17 protein-coding genes and 1 pseudogene are annotated in these 23,669 nt (G+C 44.0%); 10 read left to right on the forward strand and 8 right to left on the reverse strand.

Annotation, left to right across the window (positions count from 1 at the left end; all coding sequences use genetic code 11):
- Window positions 1-40 precede the first annotated feature (40 nt).
- Window positions 41-2,539, reverse strand: coding sequence for a zinc-dependent metalloprotease (locus tag B3O12_RS02945; RefSeq protein WP_286755236.1), 2,499 nt, complete (start codon window positions 2,537-2,539; stop codon window positions 41-43).
- A gap of 116 nt (window positions 2,540-2,655) precedes the next feature.
- On the opposite strand from B3O12_RS02945, the gene B3O12_RS02950 reads away from it, so the two are divergent.
- Window positions 2,656-3,771 carry an NAD(P)/FAD-dependent oxidoreductase gene (locus B3O12_RS02950; RefSeq protein WP_286755237.1) on the forward strand — a complete coding sequence of 372 codons (1,116 nt, stop codon included), beginning with the start codon at window positions 2,656-2,658 and terminating at the stop codon, window positions 3,769-3,771.
- Here the strand turns inward: B3O12_RS02950 and B3O12_RS02955 are convergent.
- On the reverse strand, window positions 3,768-4,673 hold the full coding sequence (locus B3O12_RS02955; protein WP_286755238.1) for a UbiA family prenyltransferase: 906 nt from the start codon (window positions 4,671-4,673) through the stop codon (window positions 3,768-3,770). The two genes, B3O12_RS02950 and B3O12_RS02955, sit on opposite strands and share 4 nt — an antisense overlap.
- Window positions 4,674-4,721: 48 nt before the next feature.
- On the opposite strand from B3O12_RS02955, the gene B3O12_RS02960 reads away from it, so the two are divergent.
- Window positions 4,722-5,828: a type III polyketide synthase gene (locus B3O12_RS02960; protein ID WP_286755239.1), complete on the forward strand. Its 1,107-nt coding sequence runs from the start codon at window positions 4,722-4,724 to the stop codon at window positions 5,826-5,828.
- On the opposite strand, the gene B3O12_RS02965 is transcribed toward B3O12_RS02960, so the two are convergent.
- Entirely contained in the window at window positions 5,805-6,281 is a 477-nt protein-coding gene (locus tag B3O12_RS02965; protein WP_189628778.1) for a hypothetical protein, read from the reverse strand. The two genes, B3O12_RS02960 and B3O12_RS02965, sit on opposite strands and share 24 nt — an antisense overlap.
- A 39-nt stretch (window positions 6,282-6,320) precedes the next feature.
- Between B3O12_RS02965 and B3O12_RS02970 the strand changes: the two genes are divergently transcribed.
- Complete coding sequence (locus B3O12_RS02970; RefSeq protein WP_286755240.1) at window positions 6,321-7,019, forward strand: methyltransferase domain-containing protein; 699 nt, start codon at window positions 6,321-6,323, stop codon at window positions 7,017-7,019.
- Window positions 7,020-7,653: 634 nt separating this feature from the next.
- Here the strand turns inward: B3O12_RS02970 and B3O12_RS02975 are convergent.
- Together B3O12_RS02975 and B3O12_RS02980 are read right to left on the reverse strand one after the other, a co-directional pair.
- On the reverse strand, window positions 7,654-8,247 hold the full coding sequence (locus tag B3O12_RS02975) for a nitroreductase family protein (protein WP_286755241.1): 594 nt from the start codon (window positions 8,245-8,247) through the stop codon (window positions 7,654-7,656).
- 1 nt (window position 8,248) lies between these two features.
- Window positions 8,249-10,513 carry a TonB-dependent receptor family protein gene (locus B3O12_RS02980; protein WP_286755242.1) on the reverse strand — a complete coding sequence of 755 codons (2,265 nt, stop codon included), beginning with the start codon at window positions 10,511-10,513 and terminating at the stop codon, window positions 8,249-8,251.
- Window positions 10,514-10,619: 106 nt separating this feature from the next.
- On the opposite strand from B3O12_RS02980, the gene B3O12_RS02985 reads away from it, so the two are divergent.
- The 3 genes from B3O12_RS02985 to B3O12_RS02995 are packed head-to-tail and all read left to right on the forward strand — an operon-like array spanning window position 10,620 to window position 15,342.
- Complete coding sequence (locus B3O12_RS02985) at window positions 10,620-13,742, forward strand: S41 family peptidase (protein ID WP_286755243.1); 3,123 nt, start codon at window positions 10,620-10,622, stop codon at window positions 13,740-13,742.
- Window positions 13,742-14,065, forward strand: a complete 324-nt coding sequence (locus B3O12_RS02990; RefSeq protein ID WP_286755244.1) for a Rieske (2Fe-2S) protein — start codon at window positions 13,742-13,744, stop codon at window positions 14,063-14,065. Before B3O12_RS02985 ends, B3O12_RS02990 begins: the two co-directional genes overlap by 1 nt.
- A 41-nt stretch (window positions 14,066-14,106) precedes the next feature.
- A complete protein-coding gene (locus B3O12_RS02995) occupies window positions 14,107-15,342 on the forward strand; it encodes a DUF418 domain-containing protein (protein ID WP_286755245.1) in 1,236 nt (411 codons plus the stop codon).
- On the opposite strand, the gene B3O12_RS03000 is transcribed toward B3O12_RS02995, so the two are convergent.
- Window positions 15,339-16,313, reverse strand: a complete 975-nt coding sequence (locus B3O12_RS03000; protein WP_286755246.1) for an isoaspartyl peptidase/L-asparaginase family protein — start codon at window positions 16,311-16,313, stop codon at window positions 15,339-15,341. The genes B3O12_RS02995 and B3O12_RS03000 overlap by 4 nt on opposite strands.
- A gap of 94 nt (window positions 16,314-16,407) precedes the next feature.
- Here B3O12_RS03000 and B3O12_RS03005 point away from each other — a divergent pair, with 94 nt between their 5' ends.
- The 4 genes from B3O12_RS03005 to B3O12_RS03020 all read left to right on the forward strand — a co-directional run bounded on the left by B3O12_RS03005 (window position 16,408) and on the right by B3O12_RS03020 (window position 20,811).
- Window positions 16,408-18,666: a family 20 glycosylhydrolase gene (locus B3O12_RS03005; RefSeq protein ID WP_286755247.1), complete on the forward strand. Its 2,259-nt coding sequence runs from the start codon at window positions 16,408-16,410 to the stop codon at window positions 18,664-18,666.
- Between the two features lie 118 nt (window positions 18,667-18,784).
- Window positions 18,785-19,396, forward strand: a complete 612-nt coding sequence (locus tag B3O12_RS03010; protein ID WP_286755248.1) for a hypothetical protein — start codon at window positions 18,785-18,787, stop codon at window positions 19,394-19,396.
- 90 nt (window positions 19,397-19,486) lie between these two features.
- Window positions 19,487-19,852, forward strand: coding sequence for a YccF domain-containing protein (locus B3O12_RS03015; protein ID WP_286755249.1), 366 nt, complete (start codon window positions 19,487-19,489; stop codon window positions 19,850-19,852).
- A 68-nt stretch (window positions 19,853-19,920) separates the two neighbouring features.
- Window positions 19,921-20,811 (forward strand): phospholipase D family protein, encoded by an 891-nt coding sequence (locus tag B3O12_RS03020; protein ID WP_189628789.1) that lies wholly within the window; start codon window positions 19,921-19,923, stop codon window positions 20,809-20,811.
- Here the strand turns inward: B3O12_RS03020 and B3O12_RS18755 are convergent.
- Together B3O12_RS18755 and B3O12_RS03025 are read right to left on the reverse strand one after the other, a co-directional pair.
- Window positions 20,799-21,679, reverse strand: a pseudogene (locus B3O12_RS18755) (phosphorothioated DNA-binding restriction endonuclease). The gene B3O12_RS03020 and the pseudogene B3O12_RS18755 sit on opposite strands and share 13 nt — an antisense overlap.
- A 156-nt stretch (window positions 21,680-21,835) precedes the next feature.
- Complete coding sequence (locus tag B3O12_RS03025) at window positions 21,836-23,644, reverse strand: acyl-CoA dehydrogenase family protein (protein WP_286755250.1); 1,809 nt, start codon at window positions 23,642-23,644, stop codon at window positions 21,836-21,838.
- Between the last annotated feature and the right edge of the window lie 25 nt (window positions 23,645-23,669).

Consider the following 23,669-nt stretch of genomic DNA (forward strand, 5'->3'; position numbering starts at 1 on the left):
ACCGGGTCGTCATAGACGAACACCAGTCTTCCAACTAATTTTATTTAGGGTCGAGTATATTATTTACTCTTACCAGTGCATCTTCCAGGTGCAGTTTAGACATGCTGTCTGACGTTCTTGGAATGGCTGCTCTAATAGCCGATTGAAGTGCTTTCAATTCACCTCTGGCTACTGCTCTAATGTCTGACTGCGAAGCGTCTATGCTTGGAGCAAAGCGCGAAGACTGTGCTTCTTCTGTAAGCAATGTCTCCAAACGCTCAATGTGAGCCCTCTGCAAGTTTCTTCTATAAGTATCTATTGCGCTACCTCTTCTTAGTTCAGACCAAATGCCGTTGCGAACATCGCTGAAGAGCTCGGTAATAGTGTAAGCATCAGAGCCATTGAGGGCAGCATTCTCTATTACCCGACCAAGCTTTCTCCACTCAAGAAGGCTGTAGAGTGTATTTACCTGCAAAGACCTCATGCTTTCTACAGCACCATAGTCCTGCAATCTGCCCAGAATCTCATTGTCCAACATCCACTTAGGTGTATTGAACAGCTGGTTGTTTAAGAACTCTACCGCTTCCTTCTGCTTAGCTTTAGGGGCATGAGTATACACCATTCCATCCTGATCGGCAGTCTTATAATCTTCTTTTACACCACCCACATAGCGGCCCACATGGCCCATGTAGCGATTAAACTGAGACCTAACCTCACCATACATTTCTTCCAGTTCAGAGTAATCCGAACCCTCTACATAGGTCCAGTCTCTGAGGTTTTTCATAATACGCTTGAGGTTCTCTATACCATAGTTGCTAGCTCTCATTGCATCGTCACCCAAGTCTTCACTCTGAGCCGTGTAATCGTTCGGATTGCCCTGACGCCCATAGCGATAAAGGGGATCTCCGTTCTTCTCTTCAATCCATCTTCTCAGGGTTGGCAATTCATCTTCAGGGGTTTTAGCATCTAAAATAGGCATGTAACCCCAGGCAATGGCATACTTATCGTAAATACCAATATTTGGCATTAAGGCCACCCCTTTATCTTCCGGCTGAGCTATGTAATTGAAGCGGGCATAATCCATAATTGATGGTGCAGTACCCATTTTGGATGTAAATGAAGCCGACCTGAGCGAATCTACCGGATAGGCATAGCTGGAGGCAAAGTTGTGTGGCAAGCCCAGGGTATGTCCTACTTCATGAGAAGACACAAAACGAATGAGTCTACCCATTACTTCATCATCGAACTCAGGCGATTGTGCCATTGGGTTAATGGCTGCGGTTTGCACAAAGAACCACCTTCTTAGCAGTGTCATTACATTGTGATACCAGTTGATATCGCTTTCCAGAATTTCACCTGATCGTGGGTCAGAAACGTGCGGACCGTTGGCATTAGGAATTGGTGAAGCCAGGTAACGCACGGTAGAATAACGAACATCTTCCGGGCTCCAATCCGGATCTTCTTCCGGAGACGGAGCCTCTTTGGCAATAATGGCATTTTTAAAACCAGCGGCTTCAAAAGCTACTTGCCAGTCTTCCACCCCTTGCTTTATATACTTTACCCACTTTTTAGGTGTGGCTCTGTCTATGTAATAAACTATTTGCTTCTTAGGCTCTACCAGCTCGCCTCTTTTAAACTTCTCTATGTCTTCCTCTTTAACTTCCAGTCTCCATCGATCCAGGTATCGGATAGTTTTCGATTGCTGAACGTCCAAACCATAGTCGGTTGTACCCCTGGCAAACCATCCTACTCTTCTATCATAGAGCCTTCTTTTCATTGGTTCTTTAGGCAACAGAATCATAGAGTTGCTCATCTCAACCGTAATGGAACCATCGTCATCGGCCGAAGGCGAGTTGCCGGCCAGATAGGTTTTTACATGTCTCAACTCAATATTTTCCGGGTAGCTGCTTACCCGAGTTACGTACGACCGATCGTTATCAAGTCGGGTAACTCTGTATTGTGTTCTGTAAAAGTTGGGTAAGCCCATTGTTTTGTTATCCCCGGTAAGCAGGGAGGTTACATCAATCACACTTCCGGCAGAGTCTTTAGCATGAGCTTTAATAGGAAATGAAGCCAGTATTGGGGCAAAATTGGAGTTCAAAACTGCTTCGGCAATGGGCAGTGAATCTGCTGCCGTAATGGTAGTAGAAATAATTCTTACCTGAATTCTGTCTTGTACTTTCTCCCATCGCAACATTTGAGTATTGGTTTTTCCTCCACCAAAACCAATACCTGAGGCTGTTTTGGCAATTCGGGTAACCATGAGCATATCTCTGCCCAATAAGGCATCGGGTATTTCGAAGTAGTACTTATCATCTAACTTGTGTACGTTGAACAGTCCTTCATCGGACTCAGCGTCTTTCGTAATTACTTTTTCAAAAGGCTGAATCCCTCCTTTTTTGGGTGGTGCCTTTTGCTCTGGTGGAGGGGTGCTGGCTTTTTGCTCCTCCTGTTTCTTTTTGTTCCTCCTCTGAGCATTGGCATCATTCAATGAGAATATCATCGCTGCGGCCAACAACAAAGTGAACAAACTCTTTGTAGTTGTTTTTAAAGGTCTCATGTTAACAATAGTTATCTTCACTGATATCAATATCGAACATTAAACTTAAGCCAAAAAGCAACAGGTATTTTTCATTTTATTTAAGTGGTCGATACAACAGGGGAACAGATAGAGTATTGAAAGAAATAGTCATAATAGGAGGAGGTCTATCAGGGCTCATATCGGCCATTGAACTTAACAGAGCAGGCTTTTCAGTTCACTTATTCGAAAAAAAGAAGTATCCCTTTCACAGGGTTTGTGGGGAGTACATATCCAACGAAGTATTACCTTATATGAAACGTTCGGGCTTACTTCCAAAATCTGTAGAACCTGCTCAGATCAATCGTTTTGAATTTACCTCCATTAAAGGCAAAAGCCTCAGGCTCCCTCTCGATTTAGGTGGTTTTGGACTTAGCAGGTACACGTTGGATCAACACCTGGCTCATTTGGCCATAGAGGAAGGCGTACAACTTATTCAGCAGGTGGGTGTTGTTTCCTGTGAATTCGAAGAAGAACAATTCCGTCTTCAGACCTCTGATGGCCAGAAGCTCACTGCTCCATTAGTTATTGGGGCTTATGGCAAACGATCGCTGCTCGATACACGTCTGCAACGTTCTTTTATTCACCAAAAAACCGATTTTCTGGGAGTGAAGTATCACATTCGAACTGACTTTCCCAGAGATCAGATTAGCCTACACAATTTTGAGGGTGGCTATTGCGGAATAAGTGCCATAGAAAACGGCACCTATAATCTATGTTATATGGGCAGCCGCGACAGGCTGAAAAAGTATGGGAGCATAGAGGCCATGGAGCAAGCTGTTCTCTTTAAAAACCCTTTTCTCCGTTCTATTTTTCTCTATTCAGATTTTGTTTTGGAAAAACCCGAAGTCATCAATGCCTTTAGCTTTGCTCCCAAAAAGCCGATAGAAAAACACATACTAATGGCAGGAGATGCGGCCGGGCTTATAACACCACTTTGCGGAAATGGTATGGCCATGGCTATTCATAGCGGAAAAATATTGTCTGATTTGGTCGCAAAGCACTGGCCACACAGCACCTTACAACGGCCTTTGCTAGAACGGGAATATACCCATGTGTGGAGTGCGCTTTTCCGCAAGCGTCTTTGGGTGGGCCGGCAAACTCAGCAACTCTTTGGTTCTGCCTGGAGTTCAGAGTTGGCTGTTAATGCAATGAAACACCTTCCGTTTTTGGCCAAAGCGATTATGAGAAATACCCACGGTAAGCCTTTCTAGTACAGCCCTACTACGTTGAGAACATGAGAGCTGTGTAAAAAGAAATAGAGAAAGAAGCCTCCCAGGCAGGTAGCACTTATGAAGTTGAGTCTCATGGTATTTGTAAAATTAGCCATGGAACTATCCTTTAGCACCTTCAAATACCACCAACCAAAAAACAGGAGTACAGGAAGCATAGCCAGCAAAAAATGCCAGGCATAGAAGAGTTGCCAATAGGCCTGAAAATACAGGCAAAAGGCCAGTGTGGCAACAGCAAAGCAAATGGCCGTAAAGTGAAAGGTACCTAAAATGCCTAATCGTATGGAAAGCGTGTAGTCGCCTCTTTTACTATCCTCCCGGTGCTGATACACCTGTGTCATGGGGTAAGAACCCCACAGAATAGCCGATGCCAGCAAACCCGGTATTAATACGGGTGCCTTAAACAGACTGGAAAAAGCAAAGTCGTTAAGGCCTATGTAAACCGTCCACACCACCCACGCCCCTTGAAAGAACCCCGCAATGAACCAACTTAAAAAAGCGAACTTTTTAAGCCTAATCATTGGGTGGCTATAGGCTCTTGAGACACCGATGTACACCACAAGCATAGCTGCCAAAACCCAATTTCCCCAAAAATACCAAAGCGTCAGAGCCAGACCGAGAGTATCGAACAAGTTGGCCATGTACAGCACGTTCCTGTCTACCTTTGGTGGGTTTTTAAGCCCCCCAATACTCCCCTCGTCCTTATCGAAATAGCTATTGAAGGCATTACTGGCCGGATAAATGAATATGTGAAGGATAATAAAAAGCCAGAGTATAGCTTCTTCGGAAAGGTTGTGGCTTATAGAAAGCGCCAACAGGAAAATAGGCAGCAAAAAGTAAGAGAACGGAAGGCGTAAATGAAGCCAGGTAGCCTTTTTGAACATATTAATCTTTTGTCTGAACAATTTAGCATAAAACGACTATTATAGAATGTGGGCAGTAAGATTATCTCCATTGGCGTTGCCAACCCGGCACATTGCATAGAACAACAGCAGGTATACCAATTTATGGGGAAAGCCCATGGATTTACCGGTTCGGCATTAAACAGGCTTCAGGCACTCTATAGAGCCACCGGCATAAGACAGCGCTACTCGGTAATAGGCGACTATCAACAGGCCGACTCCAGAAAGTGGAACTTTTATCCAAACTCTGAGCAACTGGAGCCTTTTCCTACCACAAGTCACAGGGCCGACCTTTATCGGAAAAATGCTGCCCGGCTTTCGGTTCGGGCCACTCAAGAGGCCCTGCAACAAACGAATTTGGTTGCCTCAGACTTCACACACCTCATCACAGTAAGCTGCACTGGCATGTATGCTCCCGGCCTGGATATCGACTTGGTACACGAGTTGGGACTCAATACCTCCATCCAACGGAGCTGCATCAACTTTATGGGCTGCTATGCGGCCTTCACGGCCATTAAACTGGGAGACCAAATTTGCAAAGCCAATGAAAATGCCAAGGTACTTATTGTAGCTACGGAACTGTGTACCATTCATTTTCAGAAATCGGGCGATGACGATAACCTTTTGGCCAATGCCATTTTTGGCGATGGATCGGCCGCATTGGTTATGTCGTCTCAAAGAGCCGACAGTCTCCAACCTACAGTGCTGAGCCCGGAAGCATTTTTAAACGATATTTATCCGGAAGGTGCCGATGAGATGGCCTGGGGCATTGGCAATTTTGGTTTCGAAATGAAGTTGAGCGCCTATGTGCCCACGCTTATTGAAAAAGGAATAGGGCATCTGGTAACCCGCCTTCTGGCAAGCACCTCTAACCAACGGATTGACCACTACGCGCTTCATCCGGGTGGGAAAAAAATTCTCGAGGTTATAGAAAAGGCTTTAGGCATAGAAAAGCATGCCGACTGGGCCGGTAGAAAAGTGCTGGCCGAATATGGCAACATGTCTTCCCCCACCATACTATTTGTTTTGAAAATGCTTTGGGAAAGTCTCGACTCCAACCACAAAGACCACCGGGTGCTGGCTCTGGCCTTCGGCCCGGGACTCACCATGGAATCAATGCTTTTGCGACTTGTTTAATTTTCGGAACTCCTGATTGTACAATAAAAACCGACCTGCGTTAGGGTTACTTTTCAGTAAAACCCGCTGACGCCTCAACGCATAGTCGTAGCCACTCGGTAAGTTGGTTTTGAGGTTCAACAACCCTTGCGGAAACAGAGGCCTGCCCGTAGCGTCCACAAAACTTTCTCGCTTTAATGAATCGCCATAAACAAACAAGAAAGGAGAACGACCCCGCACATAAGGCGATCGCTGAAAAGCCCGATCGAGTGAGTCCAACTCTTGCTGTGAAGGCAGAAAAATGTCTCTGTTAAAAGGATAATAGGCCAAAGGGTTTTTATAGTCAGACATTACCTTAAGTATAAAGGCCTGAGTAGCCTCTTCGGTGCTTTGCCCTTTAGCCAAAAAGCCGGTGCAAAACCACAGAACAAAACAAATCGGTAAGGCCCTAACCATAGCCATTAATTTAATCATTATGTTTAATCCAAAGAAGAAGACGCCCCGAAAAGCCCCATGAACAGGTATAAACACCGCGCTTACAATGAAGAGCTTATGGATGACCTCACGGCCGGAGGTCCTTTAATGGATCAGACGCTTCGCGAACTAGAAACCATTAACAGGTGGTTAGGAGGTAACTTTGTGACCATCGATGGCCTGGTAAAACTGCTGAAGAAATTACCTTCTCGTCCTTTAGTCATTGCCGATTTAGGTTGCGGTGGTGGGGACATTCTCAAACTCGTGGCCAGGTGGGCTTCCAAAAAGAAGCTCGAAGTTGAGTTGGTGGGCTTTGATGCTAACCCTCACATTATCGAATATGCCAAAGAAAACTGTAAGGAGTTTAAGAACATTCGGTTCGAAGTGCAGGATATCTTCTCTGAAGAATTCAAACAGCGGGAATTTGATATCATTCTCTGCACGCTTTTTACACACCATTTTACAGAAAATCAGCTAACAGGTATCTTCAGGCAGTTTAAGTCTCAAGCGAAAATTGGGGTTGTCATTAACGACTTGCACAGACACCCGCTGGCCTATCATTCAATAAAGCTGCTGGTGAACCTATTTTCTAAATCAGAAATGGTGAAAAACGATGGGCCACTCTCAGTGCTTCGAGCTTTCAAAAGAAAAGAGCTGGTTCAGCTAATGAACGATGCAGAAATTGACCGCTTCACCCTCCAATGGATGTGGGCTTTTAGGTGGCAGTTGGTTTTTTAGGTAATGAAGAAAACACCAGCACCAGCAAAAATGTCTAAGAAAGTCATTTTTCTTTTTTAACCTTCAACCCACCTCTTTTCAAATCTAAATCCAATTCTATTGGTCCCTTATATCTTAAAATCATCCAAAGGGCAACTAAACAGCCAATTACTAGAATTGACAAAAGGATGACCGCAACTACTGTATACATATCTTTAAAATTTACTATCTCAATTACTCAAATCAAGTTCTTACCCTAAAGGACAAGCCTTATTTGGCAACCTACTAATTACATTTCATTGACCGTAGGACATATGTTTTTGTCAATTTTCAGACTAAAACTCTAATGTCTTTTGACGTGAATTCTCTACTAATATTCAATTGGGTTATTTGTCAATAACAATGTCCTTTTCGGGAGATTTATTGACGAATAAAATTGTCGACCAAGAGAAGACAGGTTTAGCAAACCGTACTTCTCTTTTTGAAAAGCATTGAATACTCAAAGACTAAAAACTGTACAGCTAAATTCCGTGAGGCGAATAGTATGTGCGTATTATTTAATTAAACTACTCAATGCAAACCTAAAGCAATGGTGGGAGAAAATAGGGCTTGCAAAAAATGTTGAGCAATTTTTTTTGGGTGCTAAGGACGGTCTTTATCCCACCCAACTCACTTTATCTTCAATGGGGTTTCTTCTGCCTTGAGGGGCGAATCCTTCTTTTACCGTTCCAACATAGAGAAAGCCCAAAAGCCTGTCTTTAGCTTCTAACCCAAAAAATGCCTTAGCCTCCTCGTAATAAGTAATGCCGCCAGAGCCCCAATAACAACCAATACCATGGGCGGTGGCTGTCAGATACATGTTCTGCACGGCCATAGCCACAGCAGAAATTTCTTCTTCCAAAGGCAGTACTTCTTTCGCATCGCGGCTCATGCCAATGGCAATAATATGCGAGGCCAATAGGGGTTTGGTAGCTAGTTTCTCTCGCGTAGTTTCATTGAATGTGCCTCTTGCCATGCTTACGCGTTCATATAGCTCGGCCTGAAAGGTAGCCAGCTTTTGTAATCCTTCGCCCTTAAAAACTACAAACCGCCATGGCTCGGTAAGCTTGTGCGTTGGAGCCCAATTGGCATTCTCCAGCATCTCTTTAATGATGGCATCGTCAACCGGCTCATCAGAATATTGCGCAGGGTAAATAGAACGTCTGCTTCTTATTAAATCATTAACCGATTGGGTATCGAACTTTGTCATATCAATGTTTGAATTTCAGGTTTAGGCCCACATAAAAACTTCTTTCCGGGGCAGGTTGAAAATATCGTTGTCCAAAAGCATTCAGGTCGTTGCCCAAGCTGTATTCCTCATTGAACAAGTTGTTCACTCCTACAAAAAACTCATAATCAGTATTTGCGTTTGCTCTTTTATAGCCCACTCTGGTATGAAACACCTGATAGGCACCGGAGTAAACTGTGTTCTCATCATTTAAAGGAATTTCATCCGAATACTGATAAGTTAGATTGGCGTAAAAACCACTTATCAGGCTGAAATCGGTCATCAGCGAAAATACATTCGGTGCCGTTCCGGTCAGGGCGTTTCCGCTCAGATCGTCACCACCATCTACATATTCTTTGAACTCAAAATCGTGATACGTATAGGCCAATCGGCTATTGAAGCTTGTAAATCTGGTGGAAGGCTGAGTCAGCCAATTCCATTGCAACGCAGCCTCCAAACCTTTTTGGTCTATCTGACCTGAGTTTTGAAATAGCACCACTCCATTGCCGTCAGTTCCTGTCGTTATGGATTCGTCCAGGTTGAACATGAACAGCGCCACATCATAAGAAAGCCTTCTGTATACCGCGGCTCCGCGAATATTCAGCTCATAGTTAATGCCAATCTCTGGCTGTAAGGCTGTGTTAATGCTGCCTTCATTGGTGCGCACCTCCGTAGTAGTTGGCGGAGAATAGCCATGCGAAACTGAAAGGTGTGTGCTGAAATTTTCGGCCCAAGTCTTACTCAAGGCTACTCTTGGACTAAATACCCGATCGAATTCTTTTTTGAATTGGCCGGGCAAATTATTGATTTTATCCTCCACCCGGTTGATATCATAATCAATGTGGTTTAAACTTGCGCCAACCGTGAGCTTCAGGCTTTCAGTCAGATTGAGCTTCACATCGGCAAACCAGAAAGAAAGCTTGTTGGTGAGTTCATCTCTAAAACGAATGGTGTCCGCTTCGCCCCCCACATTCCCGAAATTGCTGCCATCGAAGTAGGCTACCTGAAACTCGTTTCCATAGGTAACGGAAGACCTTCGGCCTAAAAAGCTAAAATCATTCTCTAGCTGAACACGAAACCCAACACTGTTTTCCTGGTCTCGCTTATAATCTAGGTTGAAGGGGTTCTCAAAGTTGCGGTTGTAGAAGTAGGCATTTACATCGCTGCGGAAGTTGTCAGAAAATTCATATTCCTGCCCTCCACGGATAATGAAATACTGATGATCGATTGAGGCATTGAAGGCTTCGCTACCCGGTCTGGCTTGTCTTCTGTTTTCAGCAAGCTGGGTTGGGTTAAGGCCTCCGGGAATTTCATAGAATAGATCGGAATAGAGAATTGAAGCTGAATACGCTTTGTGCTCGTTGGCGAAATGCAGCAAATCTACTTCGGCCACATGCCTTTGCATTGCGTTGTGATCGCGGTAACCATCGCTAGTTTGAAAAGCATATTTGCCGGTGATGCTCGTTTTTTCGCCCAGCCAGTTTGATTGAACACTGGAACGGAAGCTTCCGAAAGAACCAGCCGTTAACCCCACTTCCGTAGCATTGGAAAGCTGAGACAAGTTGGTGCTTTGCAGTTTGATCACTCCGCCATTTCCGGCACCATAAGCACTAGCCGCAGGCCCTTTAATGATTTCCATGTTGCCCACATTCGCCAAATCAAGCAGATTCAGAAATGTGTTTCCCCCTGGTTCGGTAAAAGGAATTCCGTTCCAGTAGACTTTCACATTCCTCACTCCAAATGGAGAACGAATAGAACTTCCTCGAATGGATATCCGATAACTGGCTCCGGCTCTTTCTTCGAACCGCACTCCGGGAAGCGTATTCACTGCCGAAACTAACGAGAAGTTATCGAATCGATTCAAATCCTTAGCGTCAAGCCGAGCAATGCCTCCAGCCATTTTGGAAAGCCTTTCACTATCGGTGAAGCCCTCCACAAACACATCGTTCAACAGAGTGGTTTGCACCTCAAGCACCACCGTAAGACTCTGCTTAGGCTTTAGCAAGATTTCTTTAGTCTCTAAACCAACATACTGAACCGTCAAGCGCATAGGCTCGGCCAGCGGAATGTTTGCCCTACCCTCCTTATCGGTTAGCCATAACTGGCCGGTGTTAGTGCTTATCATGGCTGCTTCCACCGGTTTCAGGGCTTCCGTTAAAATAAGCAGCTGGCTTTGTGCCCAGATTACCGATGGTGTAAAAGCCATCAGATAAACCAAGAGCATTAGGCCATATCTTCTTAAATTCATGGGCATACTTTTCAGACTAGTCGGCAATAAAGGTTTAAGGCACTAAACAAGTGGCTTTTGCTCACTTTACAAACGGCTATTTCATTAATCGGTAAATGCTAACATTATGATTAAATCAACACTATTCAGCTTATGCCTGCTGATTGCTTTTTCTATTCAGGCTCAACAGGATGTTTATTTTGCCTCTACCCCTGCCTTAACACCAGACGGTAGCCAAATAGTTTTCTCTTACGACAGTGACCTGTGGAAAGTGAGCAGCAGCGGTGGAACAGCCACTCGCCTCACAGGCATGGATGGTGTGGAAGAATACCCCAGAATAAGCCCGGATGGCCGATGGATTGCCTTTTCTTCTAACCAATATGGCAATGCCGATATTTATCTGATGCCGATTGATGGAGGAGAAATCCGACAACTTACTTATAACTCTGCCAACGATGAAGTGGAAACCTGGTCGTGGGATAGTCAAACCATTTATTTCCGGTCGGGGCGATATAACCGAACGGCTGCCTACACAGTAAGTGTGCAGGGCGGAACTCCAAAACGCCTTTTTGAACACTACTTCAACTGGCCTCACAATTTGGCCATACACCCCGATGGGCGAGTTTTCTTTAATGAGAGTTGGGAAAGCAGCAATCAGGTGCATCGTAAGCGCTACAAAGGCGCCTTTAATCCGGATATTAAAACCTACAATACCAAAACCGGGACCTATGAGGAGCTAACCGACTACGAAGGCAAGGACATGTGGTCTTCCATAGACAAAAATGGCAACATCTACTTTGCATCGGATGAATCGAACGGACAATACAACCTGTATGGCTTTGTGAATGGCACCAAAACCCGACTAACCAACTTCAACACCTCCATTAAAAACCCCCAGGTAAATGCCAATGGAGGCTTTGTGGTTTTTGAAAAAGACTATCAGATTCATGTATATGATGTGTCCCGAAAGAGAAGCCAAAAAGTAGATATTTCTGTTTTCAAGAATAACACGCTGGCTCAGGAGCAGGAGTTTTCTACCGATGGGAATATTTCAGAGTTCGATGTTTCTCAAGACGAAAAAAAGCTGGCCTTTGTGAGTCGCGGAGAGCTCTTTGTCTCTGACATCTCCGGCAAGTTTGTGAAGCAACTAAAGACCAAACCTGAAGAGCGGGTGGTTGAAGTAAAATGGCTGAAAGACAACAAAACTCTATTATATACCCAAACGGTGGGCGGATATACCAACTTATTCACCATAGATGCTGCCACCGGTACAGGTGAAAAACAGCTTACGTTTGATAAGGGCTCTAACCGCAACCTGGAACTTAACCCCGACCTTACCAAAGCAGCCTACTACAGTGGCATTCGGGAGGTTAGGCTGTTGGACCTGGAGACATTGAAAAGTGAAACGGTGGCCAACGAAGAGCTATGGGGCCTATACAACCCCCAGCCACGCTTTTCTCCTGATGGCCGATACCTCACCTTTACCGTTCGCAACGATTTTGAAGAAGACATTTATATATACAGTCTCGAAACCCAAACCACACACAATTACACCAAAACAGGGGTGCCAGAAACCAGCCCTTTTTGGGGGCCTGAGGGCAAGTACATTTATTTTGTGAGTAACCGCACAGAGCCAAGCTACCCGTTTGGAATGAGAGACGCCCGTATATATCGTGTTCCTTTAGTTAGGCATGAAAGAGACTTTAAATCGGATGAGCTAGCCAAGGTTTTTGAGGAAAAGAAAGAAGAAAAAACCACTGATAATGACGATTCTAAACCCCAAACGGCCATTGATTTCGAAGCCAATGTGCTGAGAGAAATGGAGCAAATTGGCCCATACTTCGGAAGTCAAAGCTCTCCTTATGTTGTTAAGTCTGGCAATAAAACGCATATTATATACCGGTCCAATCACGATGAAGCCCGGAATGCGCTTTGGGTAACCACCTTGGAGCCTTTTGAGCGACCAAACACAGAAAAAATCAATGGTTCGGCAAGCGCAGGCGGAATTATTCAGGTAAAGAAGAACCTTTATTTAAACAATGGGGGCCAAATAGCTAAACTGAACCTGAGCAACCAGAAAATCACCCCTATCGATATAAAGTTCGATTTCCGGAGATCCTTGCAAAGCGAGTTCAAACAAATGTATTACGAAACATGGGCAGGCATTGAGCAGAACTTTTACAATGAAACCTTTCACGGAGAAGATTGGAGCAAGTTAAAAGATCAGTACGCCCGGTTTTTACCGCACCTAAATAGTCGTACGGAATTGCGCACCTTGCTCAACGATTTGCTGGGCGAGCTTAATTCTTCGCACATGGGTTTCAACTCTTTTGGCAGAGATGAGAGAACTTATTACCGAACCTCAAGCCTGAACCTCGGGCTGCTGTTCTCGAACGATAATCCTTATGAAGTTGCCCACATAGTGGCCGAAGGGCCAGCCGACTTTCCCGATAAAAACATCAGACCCGGAGACCTCATTACGGCCATCAACGGTGAAACCATAGACCCGGGCATGAACCGAGAATACTACCTGGCCAAACCCTCTATAGATGAGGAGGTACATTTAACGCTCAACCGAAACGGCAATACGATTGAAGTTAAAATTCACCCCAACAGTACGGGCAGTCTTCGCAGCAACCTATACGATGAATGGATTGCCGGTAACCAAAAGGTGGTAGACTCCAAAACTGATAAGAAAGTGGCCTATGTGCACATGAAGAATATGAGCGGAGGTTCACTGCAGGAGTTTCTCATTGAAATGACATCCGAAGCCTATAACCGAGATGCACTCATACTGGATTTGCGATACAACACCGGAGGAAACGTGCACGATGAGGTACTAAAATTCCTTTCGCAAAAGCCTTATCTGCAATGGAAGTTTAGAGAGGGTAAGCTGACTCCCCAAGGCAACTTTGGTGCAGGAGCAAAACCAATGGTTTTACTCATTAATGAACAAAGTCTCAGCGATGCAGAAATGACCGCCACAGGATTTAAAGAACTGGGGCTGGGCACTATAATTGGCACAGAAACCTACCGTTGGATTATTTTCACCAGCGGGGCAGGTCTGGTAGATGGTTCTTCGTATCGACTGCCAAGCTGGGGTTGTTATACTCTCGATGGCAAAAACATAGAACAAGTTGGAGTACAGCCCGATATTTATGTGCGCACCACTTTCGAAGATCGGGTAAAAGGTCGAGACCCTCAGCTGGAAAAGGCCATTGAGGAAGTACTCAAACAGCTTAAAAATTAATGCCCTCCATCAGGGTTTTTGAAAATACCGCTGAGCTCCATCAGGCTTTTGCACATAAAAGTATACGGTTGCTGCGCATAGGCGAAAAGAAGGTTTGTCTGGCCAGGCACGGGCAGGCTTTCTTTGCCTTTGAACACCTGTGTCCGCACCAAATGCACCCTCTCTCAGAAGCACAAATTACCGCATTTGGTGAAGTTGTATGCCCGCTTCATGCCTACCGCTTCCACTTGCAAACTGGCAGCGAAGCCAACCAAAAGTGCAGAGATTTAAAAACCTTCGAAGTGGAAATAAGACAGGAAGGTGTGTTTATCAACCTGTATTAAGTTCTTTTCCGTTTCAATTCAATTGTATATTTTTCGTTTTCGTGGCAAACGCAGCATATATCTTATCACCAACAACGCCCCAAAACAGGTATGCCTCTATCGACATTCTTCGTGGAGTAGCCGTACTGGGCATGCTCACTATGAGCATTCAGAGTTTTGCTATGCCTATGGCGGCATACATTAACCCCAGTATTTACGAGAGCTTACAAAACAATGATTTGTATGTGTGGATTGCCAGCTATGTGTTTGCCAACCAAAAGTTTCAGGCCATTTTCGCCATGCTTTTTGGAGCCAGTATGGTAATGCTTTCCCAAAAAGCTCAACGTGAAAACTTAAGGTCTACCGATCTGCAAAACAGGCGTTTCATTTACCTTGGTGTATTGGGTCTATTGCATGCTTACCTGCTCTGGTATGGAGACATTTTGTTTACACTGGCCATTTGCGGCCTGCTCATGTTTATTTTCCGAAGGAAAAAATCGGCCACACAATTGAGGGCAGGTGTTATCTTTCTGGTTATTGGCTCAGTTATTAGCCTAATTATTGGCTACTCCGTACCTGTGTGGGAACCCGGAGAATATGAAGCAGCCAAAGAAGAAATATGGGAGCCATCGGCCACGACTATTTCAGAAGAGATAGACTATTATACCAGCCCTTGGGAACGCCAAATTCTTTATCGTGCACCTCAGGCTTTTAAGGTGCAAACTTCTCGGTTTGTGTTCCGCGATTTTTGGAAATATAGCGGCATGATTCTATTGGGCATGGCCCTCTACCGAAGAAAAGTGTTCAAGGCCAAGCAATCTTCCAGCTATTATTACAAACTTATTGGTTATGGCTTTGGCCTGGGTCTACCTCTGGTTGTGGTAGGAGCCATGTTTCACTTCAACTTCGATTGGGATTTTAGGCTTAGCTACTTCTTCATTTCTCAGCTCAATTACTGGGGCAGCATACTGATGGCATTGGGTTACATTGGGCTCATTATGCTGCTGTGCAAATCTTCTACGCGGGGTTTTATAGCCCGCAGACTCGCAGAAGTTGGCCGCATGTCTTTAACCAACTACATATTAATGTCCATCATTTGCTCATTTATCTTTTATGGGCACGGCCTCTCTTTGTTTGGAGACATAGATCGCTCATTGCTGGCCGTGCTTGTTCTGGGCATATGGGTAATTATTCTATTTTTCTCTGCCATTTGGCTCAGTTACTTCCGCTTTGGCCCACTTGAATGGCTCTGGCGCTCGCTTGCATATGGCAAAGTTCAACCCATGATAAAAACCTAGCCGCTGTAATGGCCAGCATCAATGAGGTCGTCTTGATCATGAGATCTGACGGCAAAGTTGAAGCCTTTGTGAATTGAATAAGCACCGTACTCTCCATTCTTATTAAGCGCTAGAAACCCAACCTGAAGGTTTTTGTAGTCGTTAGGGTATTTTTTTACAATTCGGTTTACCGCCTGCTCACAGGCTTCTTGTGGTGAATATCCTTGCCGCATGAGCTCTACAATCATATGTGCTCCACATATTTTTATAACAAACTCACCGAGTCCGGTAGCAGTGGCAGCGCCCACCTCATTATCTACAAAAAGCCCTGCTCCAATAATTGGCGAGTCTCCCACCCGGCCATGCATTTTCCAGGCGGCTCCACTGGTAGTACAAGCTCCGGAAAGATGGCCGTTTTCATCTAGTGCTACCATGCCAATGGTATCATGGTTTTCGATATTAATTTCTGGCTGATACTCCTGGTTTTCCAACCACTTCTTCCAGGCGGCCTCGGCTTTGGGTGTTAAGAGGTTTTCTTCTTCAAAGCCCTGAGATAGTGCAAAGCGTTTGGCACCTTCTCCCACCAGCATAACATGGGGCGTTTCTTCCATTACTTTTCGAGCTACCGATATTGGGTGTTTAAAGTTCTGCAGAAACGCTACCGAACCACAATTATCGTTTTCATCCATAATGCAGGCATCTAATGTCACGTTGCCGTCTCTATCAGGAAAGCCACCAATGCCTACAGTTGCATTATCCGGGTCGGCCTCGGTTACCATAACCCCTTTTTCCACGGCATCCAGCGCCCTCCCCTTATTGCTCAATACTTCCCAGGCAGCCGCATTGGCTTCTTTGCCGTGGTTCCAGGTAGAAATTACAATTGGCTTTTTGGGGCTTGGTTTAGTGCTACAGGCCAACCCTGAAACACTGGAGGTACTTACGGCTAAACCACCAAAAATGGTCGATTTTAGAAATTTGCGTCTGTCAGTCATGGAAAAAATTTTTGTCAATTTATTAAAACCTTCCTTTTCCCGGCCACCAATTGTCAAACGTTTCATTTATTCCGGCTTCTGACTAAATTCCCCCATGAAAAAATTTTTATCGCTTTTTGCCTTAGCCCTACTCATTTTTAGCTGCAATACTCCCAAACCTCAGGTTATCGAACCTGCCATTGTTCCTCAACCTCAGCATATGGAGGTGGCCATGAACAAGCATTTTACGCTCAACAGCCAGCCGAACTTGCATACATCAAGCCCCAAAGCGCAGGGAGCACTCCGTTTTCTTTCGGATTTTATGAAAGCCGCTAACTGGGAGTGTCAGGAAACCAAGCGAGACATGGCCGAAATTAGATTTGAAGAAACCGATGGCTTAGCCGATGAGGCCTACGAGCTTTCTGTAAATGCCACCGGCATTCATGTAAGAGCAAGCCATGAAAAAGGGTTTTTCTATGGCGTACAAAGTGTTATTCAGTTGCTTCCTCCCGGAAAGCAAATTGCCACGCTTCCTTATATGGAGATAAAAGATGAGCCTCGGTTTGCCTGGAGAGGACTCCATTTAGATGTGGGTCGCCACTTTTTTCCGGTTGATTTTATCAAAAAGTATATAGACCTGATGGCTCTATACAAATTCAACACATTTCATTGGCACCTCACAGAAGATCAGGGATGGCGGATAGAAATAAAAAAGTATCCCAAACTCACCGAAATAGGAAGCCAACGTAAAGAAACCATCTTGGAAAAAAACTTTGACCCCTATGTGGGAGATGGTAAGCCCTACGGGGGATTCTACACACAAGAAGAGATTAAAGAGGTGGTGGCCTATGCCAAAGAAAGACAAGTAACCATTGTGCCTGAAATAGAAATGCCCGGGCACTCGCTGGCCGCTCTGGCCGCCTATCCCGAACTGGGCTGCGGACCCGGACCATACGAAGTGGGCACCAAATGGGGTGTTTATGACGACATTTACTGTCCTAGTGAACTCACTTTCGAGTTTTTAGAGAATGTGCTCACCGAGGTGATGGAGCTTTTCCCCGGAAAGTACATTCATGTAGGGGGCGATGAAGCACCCAAAACCGTATGGAAAAAGAGTAAAGTGGCTCAGAATGTGATTAGGCGCGAAGGCCTGAAAGATGAGTATGAGTTACAAAGCTATTTCATTCAGCGCATTGAAAAATTTCTGAACGCCAATGGACGGCAGCTTATTGGTTGGGATGAAATTTTAGAAGGCGGGCTTGCTCCTGGTGCAGCAGTGATGTCTTGGCGAGGAGAAGCCGGAGGCATTGAAGCTGCCGAAGCAGAGCATTATGTAGTGATGAGCCCTAATGCGGATATGTATTTCGACCATTATCAGGCCTACCCTTCCACCGAGCCTTTGGCTATTGGGGGTTACACTACCCTGGAAAGTGTATATCATTATGAGCCCGTTCCGGCTGCACTAGATGAGGCGCATCATCAATATGTGTTGGGAGCGCAAGCCAATGTGTGGACAGAGTATATGAAAACCTCTGACCATGTAGAATATATGGTGTACCCGCGTGCAATAGCTCTGGCAGAGGTGGTCTGGACAAACCCTTCCAATAAAGACTGGGATCACTTTCAGAAAAAAATGAGCCATCAATACAAGCTGCTCGATGCCCGAAATGTAAACTATCACATTAGTGCTCCCCAGGGATTAAAACAGGGCCTTACACTCTCCAATGAATTAGAAATTCGCTTAAACGCTCCCTATGAAGAGGCCACTATTTATTATACTCTCGATGGCTCAGAGCCCGATGAAAACGCATTGGAGTACAAAAAGCCCATTGTGTTGAATCTGACCAATGAAGCCATAGAAGTAAAAGCCGTAACGGTAACGGCAGAAGGTAGAAAAAGTGCCGTGGTTAGTGGAAATTATAAAAAGGCCCAACTCCGGGAGGCAGTAAAGCCGCTAAAAGTAGACCGCGGCTTACAAGCGGAGCTTATAGAAGGAAGCTTTCAAAGAACTAGTCAGGTAAAGGGGAGCTCTACCATAAGCTATGTGGCCGAAACCATAGGTTTGCCTGCCGAAATACCCACGCAGTTCGGGCTGATAATGCAGGGCTTCATTAATGTACCACAAGACGGGGTTTATACATTTTATACTTCATCTGACGATGGAAGTATACTTTCTATTGGCGACCAAGTGGTGGTGAACAACGATGGTTTGCATGGTGCACAAGAACGCTCGGGCGAAATTGCGCTTAAAGCAGGATATCATCCTATACTCATTAAATACTTTGAAGCTGGAGGTGGTGAAAGCCTGAAGGCTTTTATAGCCGGACCTGATATGCAAAAACAAGAGATTGCCTCAACCTTGCTGGGGCATTAACTACATGCCCAAAAAGGTTTTCCGAAGTCGATTTTCAACATTGCCCAAATAATGTTAAAAACAAGATTTCTAACCAGGGCTGGTTTATTTTAGAGAACTCAATCCATAAAAAAAGGTCATGAAAACACTTATTAAGAATAGCCTGTTACTTGGCACCATTGCCTCTTTTGCCCTTTTGTCTTGCGACAATCGAACAGCCGAAGAAAAATGGGAAGCGCAGATTAGAGCTTTTTTCTATGAATATAAAGATGACAGCCAATCGTATGTGCCACTCAGATTTTACAAGGTTGATGCAGCATTTTTAAACAACCAGCAAACGGTTCAAACCGCGTTGCTAGTATTGCAAGATACTACCCGTCAAAGAGTAAAGCAGTTGCATTTGACCAACTTATCTGATAAGGTTGAGAGTATATCCGCTTTTACTCAGCCTTTCCAGATAGACCGGTTAGATGACTACCTGAAGCTTAGAGCTTCTGCCGAAGGTGAATTAAGGCGGAAACAAAAGTCATATTCAGAATCTTACCAGCTAGTATTGGCCAAAGAGGAGTTGGCCATTGAAACACTAGGAAAACTGCTGGGCCAGTTTAACCTTTCGATCTACAGCATTGATTTTGAAAACCAACCCATTATCTACTTTCATGAATACAGAATAAATGGAGAAGACATGTCTGCTGTATTTGAGTTGGATAGGGAAAATAACCGCGTAATCTCATTTAAGGAGGTTAGTTAACAGCTACTGGTGATCAGTTACCAGATCCCTGACTATTCCCTGATAACAGATAACTTGTACCATTAAGAACCAACTCATCGTTAACATACAATGCGTTTACTTGCTAACATCATTTGGATAATATTTGGCGGCTGGATGATTGCACTGGAGTATATCATTGGAGGTATTGCTCTTTGCATGACCATTGTGGGTATTCCTTTTGGCATTCAGTGTTTTAAACTGGCCATTCTCGGCTTTGCGCCTTTTGGTAAGGAAGTAAAGCCCGGCTCAGCTACTGGCGGATGTCTCTTTCTGCCACTCAACATTATCTGGATAATATTTGGAGGCTTTTGGATATTCCTCACTCACCTCTTTTGGGGTCTTGTCTTCTGCATCACCATTATTGGTATTCCCTTCGGCCTACAGCACTTTAAGCTCGCAGGTTTAGCCTTTGCCCCGTTTGGGAGGGGGGGGTAGTATAAGAAAAAGTCCATTTCAAATTTCAATTGAAAGTTGTTTATTGCCCTGCATAAATTTCGATAAACATGGCAAAGTTTATAGCAGGCAAAGAACTTGTAGAAGCAGTCGATGAAATCATTTACAATGCAAAATCAAGACTATTAATAATTTCTCCATACATAAGACTTGATAGTCACTTCAAAAAGCTCTTTGAAAAACATAGGAGCAACTCAGAAATAGAAATAATTATTGGCTTCGGTAAGAATGAAGAAAATGTTTCAAGAAGCCTAAATTATGAAGACTTCGAGTTCTTTAAAGACTTTCCAAATATCGGCATTGTTTACATTCCTAACCTGCACGCCAAATACTACTCTAATGAAAAAATTGGTCTTGTAACCAGCATAAATCTTCTGGATTCCTCTTTCAAAAACAATATTGAATTTGGCGTTTTAGGAGAAGCTAGTCTATTAGGGAATGGTGATAAATTTGACTTAGCGGCATTTGATTATAGTATTAAAATACTCAAAGATGGCTATGCCGTTTTTGCTAGGAGACCAAACTACAAGAAGAAGTTACTTGGCTTGGCAAAGGACTATGTTGGCTCTGCCGTTGAATGGGATATAATAGAAGACTTGATAAACAACAAAAGACTAGAAAGGCATAATATTTTCGAGTTTTTGGATAAAGAAAAATTCGTAACATTTGATCAGTCTCCAAAGCCCAAAAGACAAATGTCTGAACACCAATACAATGTTCAAAAAGTTAAAGACAGACATAGTCCGGTTAATGATGGTTACTGCATTAGGTGCAAAGAACAGATCGAATTAAATACTAATAAGCCTTATTGCTACAATTGTTTTCGGACATGGGCAAGTTATGCCAATGTGGATTACCCTGAAAATTTTTGTCACTCATGTGGAAAAGAAGAAAGAACGAGTATGGAAAAACCCAAGTGTTACCCATGTTATTCCTCATAATGCCAGTGTAATTCTCGCCCATATCCCTTAAAAACCTCTTCTTAATGTCACTGAAAAAGGAATCACTTGGATTATAAAGATTGGACTGAGGTCTTCTAATTTCTTTTTTATGAAAGGCCAGTAGCCATTCAACTTTTCCAGTTGTACCATTCACTCTATCTGACACTATTAATTGATGATAGTCATTTATGGTGAATGCTCCTAGATCAAATAGCTTATAATGAAGCTAGCACATTGCGAAACAATTTCGCTCAATGTCTGGACCTCCAGCTTAATGCCTTTTAATATGACCCGCTTCCAGTGCCAAAGGTTGATACCCTAACCTCAGATTAAATCCACAGACTGTACACTGATATTCGTATGCAATCAATACTTTATCTCTAAAAGCCGGGTCTCTTTTTTTCCGTCTACTCACAGTTTGATTAATTTCTTATAAACCAATTAATTGTGTTAAGAATTTATTCTTGCAGTGGCTCTGGAAAGAACTCTTCTACTACCTGATTGGGAATCTTAAAAATAGATTCTGGACATTTTTCAAAAACTCCAGGAAACAATGTCAAAACCCGCAGATATACTTTCTCTATTAAAAATGGTCTCCGAGTATCCGAAGATTTATTTTAACAATTCGGGTTTGTCCAGACACCAAATACCATCATTTTGAAGCCGAGTAAATGGATACTCTAGTCTAGGTTTAGATGAGGTTCCATAACTAACAATAATTCCTTTAATTCCTCCTCCGAACCAGAAAAACTAATGGATTTATCACCCTTTTGAAGTTGTGTAAGGCATAAAGAATCAGCAACGGTTTATATGGGGCTCGCTTGTCTCTATTTTTCCAAGCCCCAACATTACCAAACTTCTCAATTATGTCACTCTGTTATTTCTTAAATATATACCGATGAAACATAGGAAAAGAAAAAAGCCAACTCTCTCTCGCAAGAGAAAGTTGGCTTGAGTTTTAACTGATTTCTAAGACTTATTAGACTCCCGTTTTCACGGGAATGACGTTCTAAGCTTGTATTTACTATCCAAAAAAGTAAGGATACTTACCTTTGGCGATCATGGTATTGGCTACTTGTCTGCGGAGCTCTTTAACGTTCACCAAGTCCATTTTAGTGAATCGCTTAAGACCCATTAGCATTACTTTTTGCTCATCGCCTTTGGTGAATGAGCCTATGGCTTCTTTAGCAGCTGCTATTACTCTATCAACAGCACCAGCCATATAGATCTGCGTCATGGCAATCTGATCCGTACATGCTTCCTCACCTTTTTGGCTCACCAGCTTTTCAGTTCTTAGCATAGCCGACTCGCAAGCGTAAACCTCAATCAAAATATCGGCAAGGTTCATCATTACCTCCTGCTCGTCTTCAATCTTGTCTTGCAGTGCCATAGCAGCTTTTCCGCCTACCATCAAGAATACCTTTTTCAAGTTCTTAATCACTTCTTTTTCACCGGCAAAAAGTACTGATTTATCGATGGTGGAGAATGTAGGCACAGAGGTCAGTTCCTTAGAAACGTCCATGGCTGGCCCATAAATATCTACCTCGCCCTTCATTGCGCGCTTCAACAACATGCCTACCATAAGCATTCGGTTGATCTCGTTGGTTCCTTCATAGATCCGGGCAATACGAGCGTCACGATAAGCCCTCTCCATGGGGGCATCGGCCGAGTAGCCCATTCCGCCATATATCTGCACACCTTGATCCACCACATAGTCTAACACTTCCGAGCCATGGATTTTTGCTATTGCACATTCAATGGCAAACTGCTCCACTCCTTTTAGTTTGGCTTTTGCATCGTCCATACCACCAGCAACCAGATCGTTGATTTTGTCTTCAATGTTTTGTCCGGCACGGTAGCACAAAGACTCTGCTACATAAGTTTTGGTAGCCATTTCGGCCAGCTTACCTTTAATGGCGCCAAAGCTGGATATAGAAACCCCAAATTGCTTGCGCTCATTGGCATAGTTGGTAGCCTGAGATATAACCGTTCGGCAACCCCCCAATACTCCGGCTCCTAGTTTCACACGGCCAATGTTCAAAATATTAACAGCAATCTTGAAACCGTTGCCTCGCTCAGAGAGCATGTTTTCTACGGGAACAGGACAATCGTTGAAAAATACCTGGCGTGTGGAAGAACCTTTGATACCAAGCTTTTTCTCCTCTTCGTTCATGGTGATTCCGCCAAAACTCTTTTCGACAATAAATGCGGTGAGATTCTTGTCGTCTTCAATCTTAGCGAACACTATAAAAATATCTGCAAAACCGGCATTGGAGATCCACATCTTCTGTCCGGTAATGTTGTAGTGACTTCCGTCTTCAGAAAGTACAGCTTTGGTTTTACCGCTGTTCGCATCAGAACCTGCATCGGGTTCTGTCAAGCAATAGCAGGCAGCCCATTCACCGGTAGCCAATTTTGGCAGATATTTCTTCTTTTGCTCTTCGTTTCCATAGTAAAGAATAGGCAGAGTGCCTATACCTGTATGAGCCCCGTATGTGGTGGAAAATGAACCGGCCGCTCCAATAATATCGGCAATGAGCATGGAGGTGTTGAAGCTCATACCCATGCCGTTATACTGTTCTGGTACCGAAATTCCCAAAAGACCAAGATCTCCAGCTTTTTTGAAGATGCCTGGTACCAAATTCGGGTCTTTCATGGAGTCTATTTCATCGGCCTTGGGTGAAATTTCAGTATCTATAAAGTCCTGGCATGCTTGCGCCATCATCTTCTGTTCCTCAGAAAACTCTTCCGGAATAAAGACTTCGTTTGCTTCTGTTTCTCTGACGATGAACTCACCGCCTTTGATTGATTTCTTATCTACTGCGACTGACATTTTGGTAGGTATTTTAGTACATAGT

Source organism: Roseivirga sp. UBA838 (genome assembly GCF_002296035.1).
Taxonomy (GTDB): domain Bacteria; phylum Bacteroidota; class Bacteroidia; order Cytophagales; family Cyclobacteriaceae; genus Roseivirga; species Roseivirga thermotolerans.